Annotated in this window: 16 protein-coding genes and 2 pseudogenes; 11 read left to right on the top strand and 7 right to left on the bottom strand. The window is 64.3% G+C overall.

Going from position 1 to position 18,738, the window contains the following annotated elements; genetic code table 11:
- Positions 1–406 precede the first annotated feature (406 nt).
- Complete coding sequence (gene htpX, locus DMX12_RS27365; protein ID WP_047150248.1) at positions 407–1,294, top strand: protease HtpX; 888 nt, start codon at positions 407–409, stop codon at positions 1,292–1,294.
- Between the two features lie 67 nt (positions 1,295–1,361).
- Here the strand turns inward: htpX and DMX12_RS27360 are convergent, their stop codons facing one another.
- Entirely contained in the window at positions 1,362–2,015 is a 654-nt protein-coding gene (locus DMX12_RS27360) for a thiopurine S-methyltransferase (RefSeq protein WP_110679956.1), read from the bottom strand.
- 101 nt (positions 2,016–2,116) lie between these two features.
- Here DMX12_RS27360 and DMX12_RS27355 point away from each other — a divergent pair, with 101 nt between their 5' ends.
- Positions 2,117–2,884, top strand: coding sequence for a class III extradiol ring-cleavage dioxygenase (locus DMX12_RS27355; RefSeq protein ID WP_054905502.1), 768 nt, complete (start codon positions 2,117–2,119; stop codon positions 2,882–2,884).
- 87 nt (positions 2,885–2,971) lie between these two features.
- On the opposite strand, the pseudogene DMX12_RS27350 reads toward DMX12_RS27355, so the two are convergent.
- Positions 2,972–4,685, bottom strand: a pseudogene (locus tag DMX12_RS27350) (DEAD/DEAH box helicase).
- Positions 4,686–5,106: 421 nt separating this feature from the next.
- The gene (locus DMX12_RS27340) at positions 5,107–5,862 is read right to left on the bottom strand and encodes a spermidine synthase (RefSeq protein ID WP_029885626.1); all 756 of its coding nucleotides are present in this window, start codon (positions 5,860–5,862) and stop codon (positions 5,107–5,109) included.
- Positions 5,863–5,977: 115 nt separating this feature from the next.
- Between DMX12_RS27340 and DMX12_RS27335 the strand changes: the two genes are divergently transcribed.
- On the top strand, positions 5,978–7,324 hold the full coding sequence (locus tag DMX12_RS27335) for a class II 3-deoxy-7-phosphoheptulonate synthase (RefSeq protein ID WP_009685228.1): 1,347 nt from the start codon (positions 5,978–5,980) through the stop codon (positions 7,322–7,324).
- 80 nt (positions 7,325–7,404) lie between these two features.
- Here the strand turns inward: DMX12_RS27335 and DMX12_RS27330 are convergent, their stop codons facing one another.
- A complete protein-coding gene (locus DMX12_RS27330) occupies positions 7,405–8,154 on the bottom strand; it encodes a sulfite exporter TauE/SafE family protein (RefSeq protein WP_029885627.1) in 750 nt (249 codons plus the stop codon).
- Between the two features lie 113 nt (positions 8,155–8,267).
- On the opposite strand from DMX12_RS27330, the gene DMX12_RS27325 reads away from it, so the two are divergent.
- From DMX12_RS27325 to DMX12_RS27315, 3 genes are all read left to right on the top strand, one after another.
- Positions 8,268–9,221 carry a LysR family transcriptional regulator gene (locus DMX12_RS27325; protein WP_110679954.1) on the top strand — a complete coding sequence of 318 codons (954 nt, stop codon included), beginning with the start codon at positions 8,268–8,270 and terminating at the stop codon, positions 9,219–9,221.
- A 58-nt stretch (positions 9,222–9,279) separates the two neighbouring features.
- The gene (locus tag DMX12_RS27320) at positions 9,280–9,735 is read left to right on the top strand and encodes a MarR family winged helix-turn-helix transcriptional regulator (RefSeq protein ID WP_009685225.1); all 456 of its coding nucleotides are present in this window, start codon (positions 9,280–9,282) and stop codon (positions 9,733–9,735) included.
- A 140-nt stretch (positions 9,736–9,875) separates the two neighbouring features.
- Positions 9,876–10,304, top strand: coding sequence for an organic hydroperoxide resistance protein (locus DMX12_RS27315; protein WP_110679953.1), 429 nt, complete (start codon positions 9,876–9,878; stop codon positions 10,302–10,304).
- An 84-nt stretch (positions 10,305–10,388) separates the two neighbouring features.
- On the opposite strand, the gene efp is transcribed toward DMX12_RS27315, so the two are convergent.
- On the bottom strand, positions 10,389–10,958 hold the full coding sequence (gene efp, locus DMX12_RS27310) for an elongation factor P (protein WP_054905497.1): 570 nt from the start codon (positions 10,956–10,958) through the stop codon (positions 10,389–10,391).
- A gap of 48 nt (positions 10,959–11,006) precedes the next feature.
- Positions 11,007–12,140, bottom strand: a complete 1,134-nt coding sequence (gene earP / locus DMX12_RS27305; protein ID WP_110679952.1) for an elongation factor P maturation arginine rhamnosyltransferase EarP — start codon at positions 12,138–12,140, stop codon at positions 11,007–11,009.
- Between the two features lie 89 nt (positions 12,141–12,229).
- Here earP and DMX12_RS27300 point away from each other — a divergent pair, with 89 nt between their 5' ends.
- Both DMX12_RS27300 and DMX12_RS27295 read left to right on the top strand, forming a co-directional pair.
- On the top strand, positions 12,230–12,613 hold the full coding sequence (locus tag DMX12_RS27300) for a hypothetical protein (RefSeq protein WP_110679951.1): 384 nt from the start codon (positions 12,230–12,232) through the stop codon (positions 12,611–12,613).
- The gene (locus DMX12_RS27295) at positions 12,610–13,086 is read left to right on the top strand and encodes a GreA/GreB family elongation factor (RefSeq protein ID WP_029885632.1); all 477 of its coding nucleotides are present in this window, start codon (positions 12,610–12,612) and stop codon (positions 13,084–13,086) included. The genes DMX12_RS27300 and DMX12_RS27295 overlap by 4 nt, the downstream gene beginning before the upstream one ends.
- 15 nt (positions 13,087–13,101) lie before the next feature.
- Here DMX12_RS27295 and DMX12_RS27290 read toward each other — a convergent pair.
- Positions 13,102–14,039 (bottom strand): annotated as a pseudogene (locus DMX12_RS27290) (LysR family transcriptional regulator).
- Positions 14,040–14,157: 118 nt separating this feature from the next.
- On the opposite strand from DMX12_RS27290, the gene DMX12_RS27285 reads away from it, so the two are divergent.
- The 3 genes from DMX12_RS27285 (at position 14,158) to DMX12_RS27275 (ending at position 18,535) form a co-directional block, all read left to right on the top strand.
- The gene (locus tag DMX12_RS27285) at positions 14,158–14,907 is read left to right on the top strand and encodes a 3-oxoacyl-ACP reductase family protein (RefSeq protein WP_110679950.1); all 750 of its coding nucleotides are present in this window, start codon (positions 14,158–14,160) and stop codon (positions 14,905–14,907) included.
- 127 nt (positions 14,908–15,034) lie between these two features.
- Positions 15,035–16,228 carry an MFS transporter gene (locus DMX12_RS27280; protein ID WP_110679949.1) on the top strand — a complete coding sequence of 398 codons (1,194 nt, stop codon included), beginning with the start codon at positions 15,035–15,037 and terminating at the stop codon, positions 16,226–16,228.
- Between the two features lie 174 nt (positions 16,229–16,402).
- On the top strand, positions 16,403–18,535 hold the full coding sequence (locus DMX12_RS27275; RefSeq protein WP_110679948.1) for a TonB-dependent siderophore receptor: 2,133 nt from the start codon (positions 16,403–16,405) through the stop codon (positions 18,533–18,535).
- Positions 18,536–18,738 lie beyond the last annotated feature (203 nt).

Below are 18,738 nucleotides of genomic sequence, written 5' to 3'. Positions count from 1 at the left end.
GAGCGAGCGCAGCTCGCGATTGCGCCGCGCGGGCGGCGCTCGATCTCACAGGCGCTGAAGATGCTCCGGCTACCCTTGCCAGGAACCATAGAATCTCCCACAGGATCACCACAGGCCTGAGGATTGGGGAGTGCTTATGGGAGCCAGCCACAGGGTTATCACAGGCCTGAATTTTGTGAGGTCCCTGTGGGAGCTGGCTTGCCGGCGATGGGCTGCAAAGCAGCCCGGTTATCTGCGCCACCTGTTTCTTACATCCTGCAACGCTCTATCCCACTGCCCACGCGTCATCCTCTGCCATACTCCGCCGTACACAGTTTGAAATAGTCCCCCGATTGAAACGGCACCCCAGGCCCCTTATATACCCCGCAGTAAGCGACAATTCATCCGTCAGGAGAACGTAACAACCATGATGCGCATTCTGTTGTTTGTAGCCACCAACCTCGCGGTGGTGCTGGTTGCAAGCATTACCCTGAGCCTGTTCGGTTTCAACGGGTTCATGGCCGCCAACGGGGTCGACTTGAACCTCAGCAGCCTGCTGGTGTTCTGCGCCGTGTTCGGCTTCGCCGGCTCCCTCGTCTCGCTGTTCATCTCCAAGTGGATGGCGAAGATGACCACCGGCACCCAGATCATCACCCAGCCGCGCACCCGCCACGAGCAGTGGCTGTTGCAAACGGTCGAGGAGCTGTCCCGGGAAGCGGGCATCAAAATGCCTGAAGTGGGCATTTTCCCGGCCTACGAGGCAAACGCCTTCGCCACCGGCTGGAACCGTAACGACGCACTGGTAGCGGTGTCCCAGGGCTTGCTGGAGCGTTTCTCGCCCGACGAAGTGCGTGCGGTACTGGCCCACGAAATCGGCCACGTGGCCAACGGCGACATGGTTACCCTGGCGCTGGTTCAGGGCGTGGTGAACACCTTCGTGATGTTCTTCGCCCGGATCATCGGTAATTTCGTCGACAAGGTCATCTTCAAGAACGAAGAAGGCCAGGGCATCGCCTACTACGTGGCAACCATCGTTGCCGAGCTGGTATTGGGCATCCTGGCCAGCATGATCGTCATGTGGTTCTCGCGCCGCCGCGAATACCGCGCCGACGAAGCCGGTGCACAACTGGCCGGCACTTCGGCGATGATCGGCGCCCTGCAGCGCCTGCGGGTGGAACAAGGCCTGCCGGTGCACATGCCGGACACGCTCAAGGCCTTCGGCATCAACGGCGGCCTCAAGCACGGCCTGGCAGGCTTGCTGATGAGCCACCCGCCGCTGGAAGACCGTATCGAGGCCCTGCGCCGTCGCGGTTGATCCAACAGGCAAGCAAGGGCGACTTCGGTCGCCCTTTTTTGTGCCTGCCTGTGCAGGCTTACCCGCGCTAGAGCCGGCAGACCCGGTACACCCGCTCCAACACACTGGATGCCCCGGCCTGCAGAAACTTCGGACTTTCCCCGAGCACCTGCGCCTGCTCCAGTTCATCCACCTGCCAGCCCGCAAAGCCCTGCCTCAGCTCCTGATCCGCCACCGAAAACGGCGGCCCGGCCAGCAGCGACTGGTCGTAATCCAACGTCACCACCAAGCCAAGGCACCCGGCTGGCAACAACGCCGACAGAGCCTGCGCGTAGCGCGCACGCATGGGCGGCGGCAGGGCAATCAGCGCCGCGCGGTCGTACAGGCCCGCGCAGTCGCCGACATCTTCTGCCTGCAGGGCAAAGAAGTCCCCACACCACAGCTCCACGTCGCCACTGCGCCATACTTCAAAGTCGCCACGCTGCCGCACCTCGGCCTCAAGCCCATGCTCGCGGAAGAAACTCTCCACGGCCCGCCGCGAAAGCTCCACGCCCAATACCCGGTGCCCCTGCCCGGCCAACCAGGCCAGATCGAGGCTTTTGCCGCACAGTGGCACCAGCACGCGGCTGCCGGGCACCTGTTGCAATGTTGGCCAGTACCGCTGCAGATACGGGTTCACCTGCGCCTGGTGGAAGCCGATCTGGTTGTCGGCCCACCGTTGCTGCCAGAACGCTGGTTCCATGAACACTCCCGATTTTTAGATGGTTCGCCAGTAAAAGTTGGTTTGGATTTCGATCTTTAGTTGATCGAAGATGAGTGCATCTTAACCTTCAGGACTCCGCCATGCTGCCCAGCCTGTTCATTTCCCACGGCTCCCCCATGCTTGCCCTGCAACCCGGCGCCAGCGGCCCGGCACTGGCAGGGCTCGCCAACGCACTGCCGCGGCCGCAAGCCATTGTGGTGGTGTCGGCGCACTGGGAAAGCCGCGAGCTGCTGATCACCGGTGGCGCACACCCAGAAACCTGGCATGACTTCTACGGCTTCCCACCGGCCTTGTATGCGGTGCAGTACCCTGCGCCCGGTGACCCTGCCCTCGCCGGCCGGGTCGGCGAGCTGTTGCAGGGCGCCGGGCTGGCCGCGCGCCTCGACCCGCAGCGGCCGTTCGACCATGGCGCCTGGGTGCCGTTGTCGTTGATGTATCCCGATGCGAGCATCCCGGTGGTGCAGGTTTCGCTGCCCACCCAGATGGGCCCGGCGCTGCAAGTGAAGGTTGGCCAGGCCCTGGCGGGGCTACGCCAGGAGGGCGTGCTGCTGGTGGGTTCGGGCAGCATTACCCATAACCTTGGCGAGCTGGACTGGCATGCCGGGCCCGACGTGATCGAGCCGTGGGCGTTGGCGTTTCGAGATTGGGTAGTGGAAAAACTGCGGGCTGATGACCGGGAGGGGTTGCTGGCTTATCGGCAACAGGCGCCGTTTGCAGTGCGCAACCACCCGAGCGATGAGCATTTGTTGCCGCTGTTTTTTGCCCTTGGTGCGGGGGGGCAGTTTGGCGTTGTGCACCAAGGCTTTACCTTGGGGGCGCTGGGGATGGACATCTACCGGTTCGACTGACGATTGCCGGGGGCTGCCGCGCAACCCCACCATGGCACAGGCAAAAAAATCCCCAGCCAAGGCCGGGGATTTTTCATTGCGCCAGGATCAATCCTCGCGGTAGCGGCGCAGCTTCAGCTGCTTGCCGGCCACGCGGGTGTCCTTGAGCTTGGACAGCAGCTTCTCGAGGCCATCTTCCGGCAGCTCGACCAGGCTGAAGCTGTCGCGCACCTGGATACGACCGATCGCGTCACGCGCCAGGCCACCCTCGTTGAGGATCGCGCCCAGCAGGTTTTTAGCGGCGATGCCGTCACGGGCACCCAGCGCGGTACGGCAACGCACGCGGCCTTCGGCCAACGGCAGCGGCGCGCGACGCTCGCGGTCGCCGCGGTCAGGGCGCTCGCTGCGCTCACCACGCTCGGTACGCTCACCACGCGGGGCGAAGCTCGGCACCAGCGGCTGCTCACGCTCTACCGCCGCCAGGTCCAGCGCCTGGCCGTTGGTGGCCTTGCGCAGCAGGGCCGAGGCCAGGGCACGGGCGCTGCAACCCAGGTCGTTGGTCAGGCGGTCGAACAGGTCACCATGGGTGGCTTCAGCCTCGGCAACCAGTGGCGCCAGGCTGTTGGTCAGCTTCTTGATGCGCGCATCGAGCACCGCTTGGGCGTTCGGCAGGCGCGCTTCGGCAACCTTCTGCCCGGTTACACGCTCGATCACCTGCAGCATGCGGCGCTCACGTGGCGTGACCAGCAGCAGCGCACGGCCTTCGCGACCGGCACGGCCGGTACGGCCGATACGGTGCACGTAGGACTCCGGGTCGTACGGCATGTCAACGTTGAATACGTGAGTGATGCGCGGTACGTCCAGGCCACGGGCCGCCACGTCGGTGGCGACAACGATGTCCAGGCGGCCATCCTTGAGCGAGTCGATCACGCGCTCACGCTGGTTCTGGGCGATGTCGCCGTTCAGCGCAGCAGCCTTGTAGCCCTTGGCTTCCAGCGCGGCGGCCAGGTCCAGGGTGGCTTGCTTGGTGCGCACGAAGGCGATCAGCGCGTCGAACTCTTCCACTTCCAGCAGACGCAGTACAGCCGGGATCTTCTGGTCGGCGTGGACCATCAGGTGGGCCTGATCGATCGCGGTAACGGTCTGGGTCTTGCTCTGGATCTTGACGTGCTTGGGTTCGCGCAGGTGGCGCTCGGCGATCGAACGGATCGACGACGGCAGGGTGGCGGAGAACAGCACGGTCTGGCGGGTAGCAGGGATGGCGTCGAAGATCACTTCGAGGTCGTCCATGAAGCCCAGCTTGAGCATCTCGTCGGCTTCGTCCAGTACCAGGTACTGCACGGTCGACAGGACTTTTTCGTCGCGACGCAGGTGGTCGCACAGACGGCCCGGGGTGGCGACGACGATTTGCGCGCCGTTGCGGATGGCGCGCAGCTGTGGGCCCATTGGGGCACCACCGTACACAGCAACCACGTTCACGCCTGGCATCTGCTTGGCGTAGGTTTCGAAAGCGGTAGCAACTTGCAGCGCCAACTCACGGGTTGGCGCCAGGATCAGGGCTTGCGGTTCGCGCTTGCTCACATCGATCTTGTTGAGGATCGGCAGGGCGAAGGCAGCGGTCTTGCCGGTGCCAGTCTGCGCCTGGCCGATCATGTCATGACCGGCGAGGATGATCGGGATAGATTGCTGCTGAATGGCGGACGGCTCTTCATAGCCGGTAGCCACTACGGCAGCAACGATATTCGGGTTGAGATCGAGAGCGGCGAAGCCGCCGGTTTCCTGGGTCATGGGTCTGCCTCTAGGTGCATCCGCAAAGACCCATGCTCCAAAGCTGCACATGCCTTGAAAGACCGTCAGGTCACCCAGGCAGCTTTGGCGGCGGGGATTTGCGAAAACGATTGAAAAAGAAAACTTGGGAAGGTCCGCCTAGCGGACGTGCAGCCGAAGCTGGACTCGGAGGATTTGCACCACCTGATTTTGAGGTCCGCTAAAAGACCGGCGCGTACTATACCTGAAATGTACGGTTAGGTGAGGAATATTTTCAGGGGCTGAAACGATAATCCCTGACGCTGCCACGATCCCCGTAGGAGCGGCCTTGTGTCGCGAAAGGGGCGCGCAGCGACCCCACATTTTCAGCTTCGCAGCGGATATTGCCGGGGCCGCTGCGCGCCCCTTTCGCGACACAAGGCCGCTCCCACGGGGATCGCGACGGCCATCACTTTTGCACAGGCCGCACCTGCCATTCAGGTAGCCGGCCGAATCTCCCGGATCAAACCCTCGAGGCTGTAGCCCAACCGTGGCGCCAGCGCCTGCGCCCGGGCCCGCAAGCCTTCCATGTCCAGGGTCTGCTCCAGATCCGCTGGCACCAGCAGAATCACATTGCCCTCCTTCACCGGCAGTTCCCAGTAATGGCGGTGGTACAAGCCGCGCAGCAACGCTGCCCCCAGCGGCTTGCCATCATCGGTGGCCCACTGGTTGATCACCAGCCAGCCGCCCGGGTTGAGTTGCTGCTGGCAGCTCGCCAGGAAGTTCCACGCCAGGTGCCCTACCCCCGGCCCATGGTCGGTGTACAGGTCAACGAACAACAGGTCGGCCTTTTCTGCGCTGGGCAGCAGCTCCAGCGCATCGCCAATGCGCACGTACAGCCGCGGGTCGTCGTCCAGGCCCAGGTACTGCATGGCCAGGCGCGGGACGTCCGGGCGCAGCTCGATGGCTTCGATATCGTCCAGCGGCAGGAACTTCATGCAGGCCTGGGTCAGCGTGCCCGCGCCAAGGCCCAGGAACAGCGCGCTTTCCGGCTGTTCATGGCACAACGCGCCGACCAGCATGGCGCGGGTGTAGTCGTACTCCAACCAGCTGGGGTCGGCAGTGAACACGCAGCTTTGCTCGATGGCATCGCCGAATTCCAGAAAGCGGTAGTCGTCCACTTCGTACACGCTGATGACGCCAAAGGCATCTTCCACCCGCGCCAGTAGCCGCTCTTGCCGTTCCGTCGCCATGCCTGCACCCGCCCGCACAAAAACGCGCATTGTCCGCCAACACCCCCGATGCAACAAGCGCAGCGCCAACTGTTACCATGGCCGCCAGCCGACAACCGACCAGACCGAGCCTGACATGAACCAACCGTGGAGCCCCGACAGCTGGCGCGCCCTGCCGATCCAGCAGCAACCGACCTATCCCGATGCCGCGCACCTGCTGAAGGTCGAGCAAACCCTGGCCAGCTACCCGCCGCTGGTGTTCGCCGGGGAAGCGCGCGAACTGCGCCGGCAGTTTGCCGAAGTGACCGAAGGCCGCGCGTTCCTGCTGCAAGGCGGCGACTGCGCCGAGAGCTTCGCCGAGTTTTCAGCGGCAAAAATCCGCGACACCTTCAAGGTGCTGCTGCAAATGGCCATCGTCATGACGTTTGCCGCGGGCTGCCCGGTGGTCAAGGTCGGGCGCATGGCCGGGCAGTTCGCCAAGCCACGCTCGGCGGGCGATGAAACCATAGGCACCGTCACCCTGCCCGCTTACCGGGGCGACATCGTCAACGGCATCGGCTTCGACGCCAAGAGCCGCATCCCCGACCCGGAGCGCCTGCTGCAGGCATACCACCAGGCCACCGCCAGCCTCAACCTGCTGCGGGCCTTCGCCCAGGGCGGTTTTGCCGACCTGCACCAGGTGCACAAGTGGAACCTGGACTTCATCGCCAACTCGGCGCTGGCCGACAAGTACCACCAGTTGGCCAACCGCATCGACGAAACCCTGGCGTTCATGCGTGCCTGTGGCCTGGACAGCGCGCCGCAGTTGCGTGAAACCAGCTTCTTCACCGCCCACGAAGCGCTGCTGCTGAACTATGAAGAGGCCTTCGTGCGCCAGGACAGCCTGACCGGCGACTACTACGACTGCTCGGCGCACATGCTGTGGATCGGCGACCGCACTCGCCAGCTGGACGGCGCCCATGTCGAGTTCCTGCGTGGGGTGCACAACCCGATCGGGGTCAAGGTCGGCCCCAGCATGAACCCCGAGGAACTGCTCCGCCTGATCGACACCCTCAACCCGGCCAACGACCCAGGGCGCCTGAACCTGATCGTACGCATGGGCGCGGGCAAGGTCGGCGACCACCTGCCAGGGCTGATCCGCTGCGTAGAGCGCGAGGGGCGCAAGGTGCTGTGGAGCTCCGACCCCATGCACGGCAATACCATCAAGGCCAGCAGTGGCTACAAGACCCGGGATTTTGCGCAGATCCTCGACGAGGTGAAGCAGTTCTTCCAGGTGCACCAGGCCGAAGGCAGTCATGCCGGCGGCATTCATATCGAGATGACCGGGCAGAACGTGACCGAGTGCATCGGTGGCGCACGGCCGATCACCGAAGATGCCCTGTCAGACCGCTACCACACCCACTGCGACCCACGGATGAATGCCGACCAGTCGCTGGAGCTGGCGTTCCTGATTGCCGAAACACTGAAGCAAGTACGGCGCTGACCCTCGGCGCCATACCCCCTCGGCCTGGTGCCGCGAAGCGCCGCCTGCGCGGCGCTCGCCCCACCGGCGCGGTCAAACGCTCAAAGCTCGAACCCGAGCATCACCGCACACACCACCAGGAACACGCAGAACATCGCCCGTAGCACCTTCTCTGGCAGCGCATGGGCCAGCTTCACCCCCCAGCTGATACTGAGCAGGCCGCCCACCGCCAACGGCAACCCTACCCCCCAGTCAACACTGTGATGCACGCCATAGGTCACCAGGGTCACCAGGGTGCTCGGCGCCGCCAATGCCAGCGACAGCCCTTGGGCCACCACCTGGGTAGTGCCGAACACACTGGTCAGGATCGGTGTGGCTACCACGGCGCCACCTACCCCGAACAGCCCGCCCATGGTACCGGCAAAGCTGCCCAGCACCCCCAGCCAAGGCCAGGCATAACGCAGTTCGGCACTGGCTGGCGCCACTTTCATGAACATCCGCGCCACGTTCCACACCGCCAGCGCCACCAAAAAGCCGACAAAGCCCAAGCGCATGGAATGCGCATCCAGCCCCACGGCCCAGATCGAACCCAGCCAGGCAAACACGAAACTGCACAACGACAGCGGCACGGCGTGGCGCAACTCGATGCGGTTGCGCTGGTGATAACGCCACAACGCCAGCAACACATTCGGCACCACCATGACCAGCGCAGTGCCTTGCGCCAGTTGCTGGTCCAGGCCGAACAGCACGCCCAGCGCCGGGATCGCGATCAGCCCACCGCCTATGCCGAACAGGCCCCCCATGGTGCCCAGGGCAGCGCCCAGCACGATATACAGCAACCACTCGATCATCAGGGCCTCGTTCGCCAGCAAAGTTGATAGCGGCATGCTAACCAGTGTGCGCTGGCGGGGAAACGCACAGCAGCGCACAATGGCTGTGCGTATTGTGCAAAAGCAAGGCAACCATGAGCCCCGATACTCTCACCGAGCAGCTAAGCCTGTTCCTGGACGTGCTGCAAAGCGGCAGTTTTTCTGCCGCCGCCCGCCGCTACCCGCTGACCCCGTCTGCGGTGGCGCGGCGCATTGACGCCCTCGAAGCCGCCGTGGGCAGCCGCCTGTTTACCCGCAGCACCCATGCCGTGCGCGCCACCCCGGCGGGCCACGCCTTTGCCGAGCGGGCCAAGCGCATCATCGAGGAACTGCGCCTGGCCCGTGCCGAGGCAGTGTCGCTGAGCAATGCACCGGAAGGGCTGATCCGCATCGACGCCCCCGCCGCGTTCGGCCGCCGCCACCTGGCCCCGGCCATTGCCGACTTCCTGCTGGCCTACGCGGGCCTGGACGTGCAGCTGCGCCTGATCGACAGCTTTGTCGACCTGCAGGGCAGCCACCTGGGCGAAGTGGACCTGGTGTTGCGTGCCGGCCCGTTGGCCGATACCCGCCTGGTCGCCACGCCACTGGCCTACATGGTGCGCATTGCCTGCGCCAGCCCCACCTACCTGGCCAGCCGCGGCATGCCCAGCTGCCCCAGCGAACTGCCCGGCCATGACGGCCTGGACTGGGACGGCCTGGCACCCCCGTACGCGTGGCGTTTCGAGGTCGCCGGGCAAACCCGCCTGTACCGCCCGGCCCGCATGCGCATGGCCGCCAACAACGCCGAAACCCTGTTGTTCGGTGCGCTGGCGGGCCTGGGCATCGCCCATTTGCCCACCTGGCTGATCAGCGAGTACCTGCTGCGCGGCGAACTGGTGCCACTGTTTTGTGACGCAGGCCTGCCCCAGGCTGAAAGCAGCGGCATTTACGCGCTACGCCTGGAACATGAAACGAACTCTCGCAGCCGTTTGCTGCTCGAATTTCTCAAGAGCCGCTTCAGTCCGATTCCACCCTGGGACCTGGCCCTGCGCAGCGGACTGCGCGAGTGATGCGTGCAGTGACGCTCAACGTGCCAGGATTTCCCATTGATTACCTTCAAGGACGTGCATGAACGCCGACACCCAAGCTTCCTGTGACGAGCTGCTGCTGGACAACCAGGTCTGTTTCGCCCTGCATTCCACCTCGTTGCTGATGACCAAGGTCTACAAACCGCTGCTGCAGGCCCTGGGCCTGACCTACCCGCAATACCTGGCGATGCTCGTGCTGTGGGAGCATGACGGCCTGACCGTGGGTGAAATCAGCCAGCACCTGCTGACCGACCCGGGCTCGCTGACCCCGCTGCTCAAGCGCCTGGAAAGCGAAGGCCTGTTACAGCGCAACCGCAGCCGCGAGGACGAACGGGTGGTGCTGGTGCAACTCACCGACAAAGGCCGCGCCCTGCAGCAGCGGGCAAAGGAAGTGCCGCAGTGCATCCTCAAGGCCAGCGGTCGCAGCCTTGAGCAGTTGCAGCAGTTGCAGGCCGAGTTGCTGGACCTGCGCGAGAACCTGCAGAAGAACCTTTAGCGACTATGCTGGGCAATGGCCGTTCGGCTGAACGGTGAATATTTATCTTGCGCGCTAACTAATTGCGCGCTAATTTAAATTCCACACCAACCCGCGTCCTCCCGCCAACGGGAGCGCACAGCGCATTAGCGAGGCTCAAGATGCAAAAGGTCACTCCGCTGTACATCGCAGAAGCTACCTCCACCGGTGGGCGCGATGGTAAATCCCGTTCCAGCGACGGCAAGCTGGACGTCAAGCTGAGCACCCCGAAAGAGCTGGGTGGGGCTGGCGGTGACGGCACCAACCCTGAGCAGATGTTTGCCGCCGGCTACTCGGCGTGCTTCATCGGCGCCTTGAAGTTCGTGGCAGGGCAAGAGAAAAAAGCCTTGCCGGCCGATGCTTCGATCACCGCCAAGGTGGGGATTGGCCAGATTCCGGGCGGTTTCGGCCTGGACATCGATCTGCACATCAGCCTGTCTGGCCTGGCCCAGGCCGACGCCGAAGCGCTGGTGGAAAAGGCGCACAAGGTGTGCCCGTACTCCAACGCCACCCGCGGTAATGTGGATGTACGACTGCACGTAGCAGTCTAAACCTGCCCTGCAGGTGCAGTGATGCACAATTGGCAGACATAAAAAACCCGGCCGAAGCCGGGTTTTTGCCTTACGCAAGAAGCATTACTTCTTGGAACGGCCCTTGAAGCTGTTGTCGCGGGTGTCGATGTCGATCCACTCGTCGATCTGGATGAAGTCGGCAACCTGGATCTCGGTACCGTTCTTCAGCTTGGCAGGTTTCATGACCTTGCCCGAGGTGTCGCCGCGCGCAGCGTTCTCGGTGTAGACAACCTGACGGCTGATGGTGGTCGGCAGTTCAACCGATACCAGGCGGCCTTCGAAGAACACGGCTTCGCAGACGTCTTCCATGCCTTCTTCGATGTAAGGCAGAACAGCTTCGATGTCTTCTTCGTTCAGCTCGTACATGGTGTAGTCGCTGGTGTCCATGAAGGTGTACGAATCACCGCTGATGAACGACAGGGTCGCTTCTTTGCGGTCCAGGATCACGTCGTCCAGCTTGTCGTCTGCACCGTATACGGTTTCGGTCTTGTAGCCGGTCAGCAGGTTCTTAAGCTTGGTCTTCATGATCGCGCTGTTACGGCCCGACTTGGTGAACTCAGCTTTTTGAACCAGCCACGGGTCGTTGTCGATGCGCAGCACGGTACCGGGTTTCAGTTCTTTACCAGTTTTCATTACGAAGTATCCGAATCTGGATGGATTTATAAAAATCGAGGCCGCATATCATAGCGAATTTCCATAAAAGTGTACTAGCGCCGTGGCAAGGTCCGGCTGAGCGGCCTGTTGCGCCGCCCAGCACCGGGCGTGCTGCTGCAGTTCCGGCCAATGCCGGCGGGCTGCCTGCCAGGCCTGGCCCATGTCCTGGTCCATGTTCCAGGCCCGCCACAGGCCCAGCAACGCGGCGCCGGCATCGGTTGACAAGCCGCGTCGATAAAGCGCCAGAAACGCTTCGAGCTTTTCCCAGTGTGCATTCTCGTCCTGCACGTAGATGTGCCACAACATGGGCTGCCCGGCCCACTGCGCCCGCACGAACGAATCCTCGCCCCGCACCGCATTGAAGTCGCAGCACCACAGCAGCCGGTCGAAATCATCCTGGCTGACGAACGGCAACACCTGCACGGTCAGCGCACCACGCGTGCGCACCTGCCCGGCCTGCAGCGGCGCTTCGCCAAGCCAGTGGCTGAGGCCGGCGACCACGCGGCCTTGCGGCACCAGCAGGTGGCAGGCTTGGTCACCGGTAGCCAAGGCCTCGAGCCAGTTGCCCAGTTGCGGGTTTTCATAGGCGAACAGGCTGATCAGCAGCGCCCCGGGCGCTGGGCTTACAGCCAACCCCTGCAGGAACGCCTGCCGGGCAACAGCCGACTGTTGCAACGCGTCGCGCCGGGCCAGCAGCTCAGCCTCGCGCAGCAGGCCACCGGTGTTTTCGGTGAAGCCGGGGAAGAAGAACACTTTGCGCAAGCCATTTGCCTGCGGCGACGGCAGACCATGGCAACCCGCTACCCAATCCTCGGCACTGAGGTATTCAAGGTTCAACCACAGGGGTGGCCGGGGGCAGATCCGCATGGCCTCGACATAAGCCGCTGGCAACTGGCAGGCGAAGGCACCGATCACCACATCGGCAGGCGCTACCGGCAACCAGGCCGCCGGCCACTGGCGTACGTCCACGCCCTGCTGCCACTGCTGCGCCGCGTTGGCGTCGGCGCCGGGGCACATGGGCGTGAAGGCGTTGAGATCATCCACCCACAGGCGCACCGCCAGGCCATGCTCGGCCACCAACTGCCGGGCCAGGCGCCAGGTCACGCCAATATCGCCGTAGTTGTCGACCACGCTGCAGAAGATGTCCCAGGTGGCTTTCATGCGCCGTTCCCTTTAACTTGCGTAAAAACGCGGATTCTGCCCGACAGCATGCGACAATGCACCCCGCCCATTTTGCCAAGGAGGCCGCCATGCCCCGCCGCCGTGAACTGACCATCACCCTGAAGCCGTTGCAGTTGATACTGTGCGTGGCTTTGGGCCTATGGCTTGGCGCAATGGCGATTGCCCTTAGCCTGTGGCTGGCGCAGCAACTGTGGCCGCTCCCGCCCGAGCAACAAGCCGCGGCCCCGGCCGTGGCACCGGCACCGGCACCGGTGCAACCGGCCGACGCGCAAGCTGAAATGTTCGAGCGCTACAAGCACATGCTGCAGCAACAGGAACAACAACAGGCCGCTGAGGCTGCGCAGGGTAACCCGCGCAACCTGAACAGCCCCAAGTGCCAGTTCTGGCTGCAACAGAATCGCACTGCACCTACCGACAAAAGCCAGGCCAACGTGCTGGAGTTCTGTTATTGACCACGCGCAAGCCCCACCTGCTGGCACAGATCGTCGCCACCCTGGAACATGACCTGGACGTGCTGACCCGTGCGGCCCAAACCGCCTATGAAGCCGCCACGGCGGAAGAGAACATCGCCGAGAATAAGTACGACACCCTGGGCCTGGAGGCCTCGTACCTGGCCACCGGGCAAGCCCGACGCAGTGCGCAAATCCGCCAGGCGCTGCTGATTTACCAGCAACTGCTGCTGCGCGATTACGACCCGGCGCGCGGGGTGCAGGTGAGCAACCTGGTGACCCTGGAGGATGAAACTGGCGAACAACGCCGGGTGTTTCTGGGGCCTGAAGCTGCCGGCCTGAAGATTGCCGCAGCAGACGGGCTGGTGACAGTGATCACTCCGCGCTCGCCGCTGGGGCAAGTGTTGCTGGGTAAGCGGGTGGATGATGAGGTGAGCCTGGGGGCGCAGGTACTGTTCGTCGTGGATGTTGCCTGAACAGGCCGCGCACGCCTACAAACGGTGCAGGGCATCGAAACGCCCCGCCAGGCCCTGCTCGGCGAACTGCTCGACGATGAAATCGACGAACGCACGGGTCTTGCCCGGCAACAGCTTGTGCTCGGCGAAATACAGGCTGATATGCCCATCGTCCACATACCAATCCGGCAACACCCGCTGCAACCGACCGGCCTGCAGGTAGGGCACCGCGAACGGCAAACTCACCAGCGCAATCCCCAGCCCCTGCTCGGCCACCGCGCAGGCAGCGTCCGAATCGCTCATGGTCATGGCCTGGCGCAACAGCAATGGCTGCTGTACCTGCCAGCGGCTGGTCAACGGCCACGAGCGTACCCGCCCGGTCTGCGGCGAGCGGATCAGAATGCCGTCATGGCGCTTCAACACGTGCGGCTCATCGATCTGCGCATGCCGCTGCAGGTACGACGGCGCGGCCACCAGCACCCGGTGCGCCGGGGTCAACTTGCGCGCCACCACCCCCGGCGGCAGTTCAAAACCACCACCAATGGCCGCGTCGAAGCCCTGGCCGATCAGGTCGACCTGGCGGTTATCGAAATGCCAGTCCGGGTAATGGCGGGGTAGCGGCGCAGAAATTCGCCCAGCAAGGGCAGCACGTACAAACGCCCGAACACCGTGCCCATGCTGACCCGCAGCAGCCCGGCCGGTTGCCCTTCGGCACTGGCCAGGTTGGCCACCGCATACTGGATGGTGTGAAAGCTGTCGCTCACCTCGCCAAGAAAACGCTGCCCTGCTTCGGTCAAGGTCAGCTTGCGGGTACTACGCTGGAACAACCGCACCCCCAGGCGCGCCTCCAACTGCGCAACGTGTTTGCCCACGGCAGCGGGCGTAATGCGCAAGCGCCTGGCCGCTTCGGCAAAGCTGCCCACCTCGGCACTGCGGATGAAGCATTCCAACGCGTTGAACGATTCCATGGCCATGATTGGCAACCAAAGGTTTACTCTGCTTATAGTGATTGCCATCTTATCAGCAGGTAATCGAGCGCCGATACTGCGCCTATCCAAGGCATTCCAGCCTGGCTTACAGCAGGAGATCAGCATGTCCAAGCAACTTACACTCCAAGGCAAGGTGGCCCTGGTACAGGGCGGTTCCCGGGGTATTGGCGCGGCTATCGTGCGGCGCCTGGCCCGCGAGGGTGCGCAAGTGGCCTTCACCTATGTCAGCTCTGCCGGGCCGGCAGAAGACCTGGCACGGGAAATCGGCGACAACGGCGGCAAGGCCCTGGCCCTGCGCGCCGACAGCGCCGATGCCGCCGCCGTGCAGCTGGCCGTGGATGACACCGTGAAGGCCTTCGGCCGGCTGGATATCCTGGTCAACAATGCCGGGGTACTGACGGTCGCGCCGCTGACCGAATTCGACCTCGCCGATTTCGACCGCACCTTGGCGGTGAACGTACGCAGTGTCTTTGTCGCCAGCCAGGCAGCGGCGCGGTACATGGGCCAGGGCGGGCGCATCATCAACATTGGCAGCACCAATGCCGAGCGCATGCCATTTGCCGGCGGCGCGCCTTATGCCATGAGCAAGTCGGCGCTGGTCGGCCTGACCCGCGGCATGGCGCGCGACCTGGGGCCGCAGGGCATTACCGTGAACAACGTGCAACCAGGGCCGGTGGACACCGACATGAACCCGGCCAGCGGCGAATTCGCCGAAAGCCTGATCCCACTGATGGCAATTGGGCGATATGGCGAAGCGGATGAGATTGCCAGCTTCGTGGCCTACCTGGCCGGGCCAGAGGCGGGCTATATCACGGGGGCGAGCTTGACGGTGGACGGTGGCTTTGCCGCCTGATTGCGCCGTTGGTGTGGTGGCACCCTGTAGATCGAGCGCCACCCGCCCCTGCCCCGGCAAATGCATTGGCGCCGTGCCCTGTGCTTGCCGATAATCCCCCTCTTGCTCCTGCCCGCTACGAGAACACATGCCCGCCCCTACTCTCAGCCGCACCCTGATCCTGCTGATGGCCACCGCCACCGGCCTGGCCGTGGCCAGCAACTACTATGCCCAGCCGCTGTTGCACAGCATTGCCCAGCAATTCGGCCTGAGCACCGCCAGCGCCGGCAGCATCGTGATTGCCGCGCAGCTCAGCTATGGCGCCGGCCTGTTGCTGCTGGCACCGCTAGGCGACCTATTCGAGCAGCGTCGGCTGATTACCGTGATGACCGTCATCGCCACCCTCGGCCTAGTCATCAGCGCCTGTGCCCCTGGCCTGCCATGGCTGATCCTCGGTACGGCGTTGACCGGCCTGTTCTCGGTAGTGGCACAAATATTGGTGCCCATGGCTGCCTCGCTGAGCGAGCCGCAGCAGCGCGGCCGTGCGGTCGGCACACTGATGAGCGGGCTGCTGCTGGGCATTCTGCTGGCGCGCACCGCGGCCGGCTTCATGGCCGAACTGGGCGGCTGGCGCAGCATCTATGTGCTGGCCGCCGTGCTGATGGCGATCACCGCCGTGGCGCTGTACCGCAGCCTGCCGCAACACCACAGCCATGCCGGGCTGAAGTACCCGGCGCTGATCGGCTCGGTGTTCCGCCTGTTCCTGGAAGAGCCGGTACTGCGCCTGCGCTCGCTGCTGGGCCTGCTGGCATTCAGTTTGTTCGCCCTGTTCTGGACACCGTTGGCATTTCTGCTGGCAAACCCTCCTTACCATTATTCAGATGCGGTGATCGGCCTGTTCGGCCTGGCGGGTGCAGCCGGTGCACTGTCGGCCAACTGGGCCGGGCGCCTGGCCGACCGGGGCAAGGGCCAATTGGGCACCACCGTGGGCCTGGTGGTACTGCTGCTGTCGTGGGTGCCGCTGGGGTTTGCCCAACAGTCACTGCTGGCCTTGCTCCTAGGCGTGCTGATGCTCGACCTGGCGGTGCAACTGGTCCACGTGAGCAACCAGAACGCCGTGATCGCCCTGCGGCCCGAAGCGCGTACCCGGCTAAACGCCGGGTATATCACCTGCTACTTCATTGGCGGGGCGCTAGGCTCTTTGTTAGGCACGCAGCTGTACCAGCGCCAAGGCTGGCTGGGCATCGTCGCGGCAGGGTTGGTCATCGGCGCCCTGGCATTGCTGGCATGGCTGCTTGCCGCGCGTAAAACCGAAGCTCGCACCTCCGCCGGGGCGGCCTAGGCGCCTGTTACAGGCAGCGATACCTGGTCGACAATCGACGGCAACTGGCGCCAGCACAACGGCCAGGCGCACCTGCCTGACAGCGTGGCGCAACGCGTGGATCGTCTTGGGGTCAAGGCGGCTGGTAAGATGCCGCCTTTTTGCCGGCCTGTCGCGCCTTCAGGAGCCCCCCGCATGCCCCCGCGTCCTCCCCGCCTGCCCCTGAGCCTGCTCGGCCTGGGCCTGGCCTTGCAGTGCCCTGCCGTGCTCGCCCAGGGCAGCGTGCTGCTGGCCCCGGTGCAGGTCGTCGATACCTACGCCAACGACGGCTACCAGGCCAGCGAGGCTGCAGTGGGTGGCTTCCAGCCCGCCTCTCTGCTCGACACCCCAGCTTCGATCAGTGTGTTCAGCCAGCCACTGCTGGAAGACCGCCAAGTGCGCATGCTCAGCCAAGTGCTGCAAAGCGACGCGTCGGTTGGCGAAAGCTATGCCCCCATCGGTTACTACGAAAACTTCAATGTGCGGGGCTTTGCGCTGAACGCGGCCAGCAGCTACCGCATCAACGGCCAGACCATCGCCGGCGAACAGAGCGTGGCCCTGGAGAACAAGCAGCAGGTGGAACTGCTCAAGGGGTTGTCCGGGCTGCAGAGCGGCGTAGCGGCCCCCGGCGGCTTGATCAACTACGTGACCAAGCGCGCTGAAGCGGTGCGCAGCCTTACGCTGTCGACCAACGAACAGGGCGAGCGCTACCTGGCCACCGATCTTGGCGGTTGGTTTGGCAGCGAACAGCAGTTCGGCCTGCGCGCCAACCTGGCCCATGAAGACCTGCGCTCGTACGTCGACCATGCTGATGGCCAGCGCAACTTCGCCTCGCTGGCCTTCGACTGGCAGATCAGCCCCGACGCCACCCTGCAGCTGGACGCTGAATACCAGCACCGCGAACAGCGCTCGGTGCCCGGTTACCAGTTGCTCGGCGGCAGCGCAGTGCCGCACGGCATCGACCCGGATGACCGGCTGGCCTACCAGCACTGGGCAAAGCCGGTGCAGACCGACTCGCTGAACCTGGGCGGGCGCTTCGAGTACCGCTTCAACGACAGCTGGACCGGCACCCTCAGCGCTTCGCGCAGCAAGGTGGTGATCGATGACTACAGTGCGTTTGCCTGGGGCTCGAGTGAAGGCGCGTACTTCGGAAGCACGGGCGATTACGACATCTACGACTACCGCAGCCCAGACGACACCCGCCGCACCGACGAGGCCCAAGCCCTGCTCACCGGGCGCTTCGATGGCCTGGGGGTGGGCCACGAACTGACCGTGGGCAGCAGCGCCCAGCGGCGTACGCTGGACCAGCGCCCGTATTACAACGCGTGGCTGGGTACCGGCAACATCGACACCGGGGCCCCGGCTTTCGAGCCGTCCGACCAGCCGCTTGGCGCCAGCCAGCGCCGCCTGGACAGCCGCCAGTACGGCCTGTTCGTCAGCGACAGCATCCGTTTCAACGAGCATTGGCAAACCGTGCTGGGTGCCCGTGAGGTACGCCTGGACGAACAGACCTGGGACGAGACCGGCGTTGCCGGGCGCCATACCCGCCAATACCAACTGCTGCCCAATGCTGCGCTCATCTACAAGCCGCAGCCGGAGACCACCGTATATGCCAGCTACGCCAAGGGGTTGTCCGCTGGCGGGACGGCGCCCTGGTTCGCCAGCAACGCCGCCGAAATCCTCGCGCCGACAACGTCACACCAGCTGGAGCTGGGCCTCAAGCACGACTGGCAGGCGCTGAGCCTCAGCGCCGCGCTGTTCCAGATTCGCCAGGCCTACCAGTATGCGCGCCCCGACGGCGCCGGCAGCTTCACTTACGTGCAGCAAGGCCAGCAGAAGAACATCGGCCTGGAACTGGGTGCCAGCGGCTGGCTGACCCACAGGCTGCAGGTGCAAGCCAGCGCAGCAGCCATTCGAGCGCGGGTGCAGGACAGCGGTACGGCCGACTATGAAGGGCACCAGGCGATAAACATGCCACGCTTGCGCGCAGCCGTGCACGCCGAATACACCCTGCCGGTCGCAGGCCTGGCGTTGCTGGGCGGCGCACGCTACAGCGCCAGCAAGTATGCGAGCCAGGCGGGGAATGTGGCGGTTGGTGGGTACACGGTATTCGATGTAGGCAGCCGCTATCGCACACGGGTCGGGGGGTATGACACGGTATTGCGGCTGACGGTGGACAACCTGTTCGACAAGCGTTACTGGCGCGATGTGGGCGACTACCTGGGTGACAACTACCTGTTCCAGGGGGCGCCGCGCACTGCCCGGCTGTCAGCTTCGGTCAGCTTCTGATATTCAGGGCTGCTTGCGGCCCATCGCCGGCATGCCCGCTGCCACAGGGGCTGTGCAGCCGGCCCTATGGGCCTTGAATCGAGTAGGAGGCGGGTTCACACCCGCCGTCCTCTCACACCACCGTGCGTACGGTTCCGTACACGGCGGTTCAAGTTATGCGGCTAAGCCGGTTGATCGTATCCAGTATCGAGACCAGCCCGAGT

This window comes from Pseudomonas sp. MB-090624 (assembly GCF_003205245.1).
Lineage (GTDB): Bacteria > Pseudomonadota > Gammaproteobacteria > Pseudomonadales > Pseudomonadaceae > Aquipseudomonas > Aquipseudomonas juntendi.
This window is presented reverse-complemented; position numbering and strand designations above follow the sequence as displayed.

Excerpts from the sequence above, each read along its gene's own strand:
- htpX (WP_047150248.1), top strand. The coding sequence starts at position 407 with ATGATGCGCATTCTGTTGTTTGTAGCCACCAACCTCGCGGTGGTGCTG.
- DMX12_RS27280 (WP_110679949.1), top strand. The coding sequence starts at position 15,035 with ATGCCCGCCCCTACTCTCAGCCGCACCCTGATCCTGCTGATGGCCACC.
- DMX12_RS27330 (WP_029885627.1), bottom strand. The coding sequence starts at position 8,154 with ATGATCGAGTGGTTGCTGTATATCGTGCTGGGCGCTGCCCTGGGCACC.
- DMX12_RS27315 (WP_110679953.1), top strand. The coding sequence starts at position 9,876 with ATGCAAAAGGTCACTCCGCTGTACATCGCAGAAGCTACCTCCACCGGT.
- DMX12_RS27300 (WP_110679951.1), top strand. The coding sequence starts at position 12,230 with ATGCCCCGCCGCCGTGAACTGACCATCACCCTGAAGCCGTTGCAGTTG.
- DMX12_RS27355 (WP_054905502.1), top strand. The coding sequence starts at position 2,117 with ATGCTGCCCAGCCTGTTCATTTCCCACGGCTCCCCCATGCTTGCCCTG.
- DMX12_RS27360 (WP_110679956.1), bottom strand. The coding sequence starts at position 2,015 with ATGGAACCAGCGTTCTGGCAGCAACGGTGGGCCGACAACCAGATCGGC.
- earP (WP_110679952.1), bottom strand. The coding sequence starts at position 12,140 with ATGAAAGCCACCTGGGACATCTTCTGCAGCGTGGTCGACAACTACGGC.
- DMX12_RS27285 (WP_110679950.1), top strand. The coding sequence starts at position 14,158 with ATGTCCAAGCAACTTACACTCCAAGGCAAGGTGGCCCTGGTACAGGGC.
- DMX12_RS27275 (WP_110679948.1), top strand. The coding sequence starts at position 16,403 with ATGCCCCCGCGTCCTCCCCGCCTGCCCCTGAGCCTGCTCGGCCTGGGC.
- DMX12_RS27340 (WP_029885626.1), bottom strand. The coding sequence starts at position 5,862 with ATGGCGACGGAACGGCAAGAGCGGCTACTGGCGCGGGTGGAAGATGCC.
- efp (WP_054905497.1), bottom strand. The coding sequence starts at position 10,958 with ATGAAAACTGGTAAAGAACTGAAACCCGGTACCGTGCTGCGCATCGAC.
- DMX12_RS27320 (WP_009685225.1), top strand. The coding sequence starts at position 9,280 with ATGAACGCCGACACCCAAGCTTCCTGTGACGAGCTGCTGCTGGACAAC.
- DMX12_RS27325 (WP_110679954.1), top strand. The coding sequence starts at position 8,268 with ATGAGCCCCGATACTCTCACCGAGCAGCTAAGCCTGTTCCTGGACGTG.
- DMX12_RS27335 (WP_009685228.1), top strand. The coding sequence starts at position 5,978 with ATGAACCAACCGTGGAGCCCCGACAGCTGGCGCGCCCTGCCGATCCAG.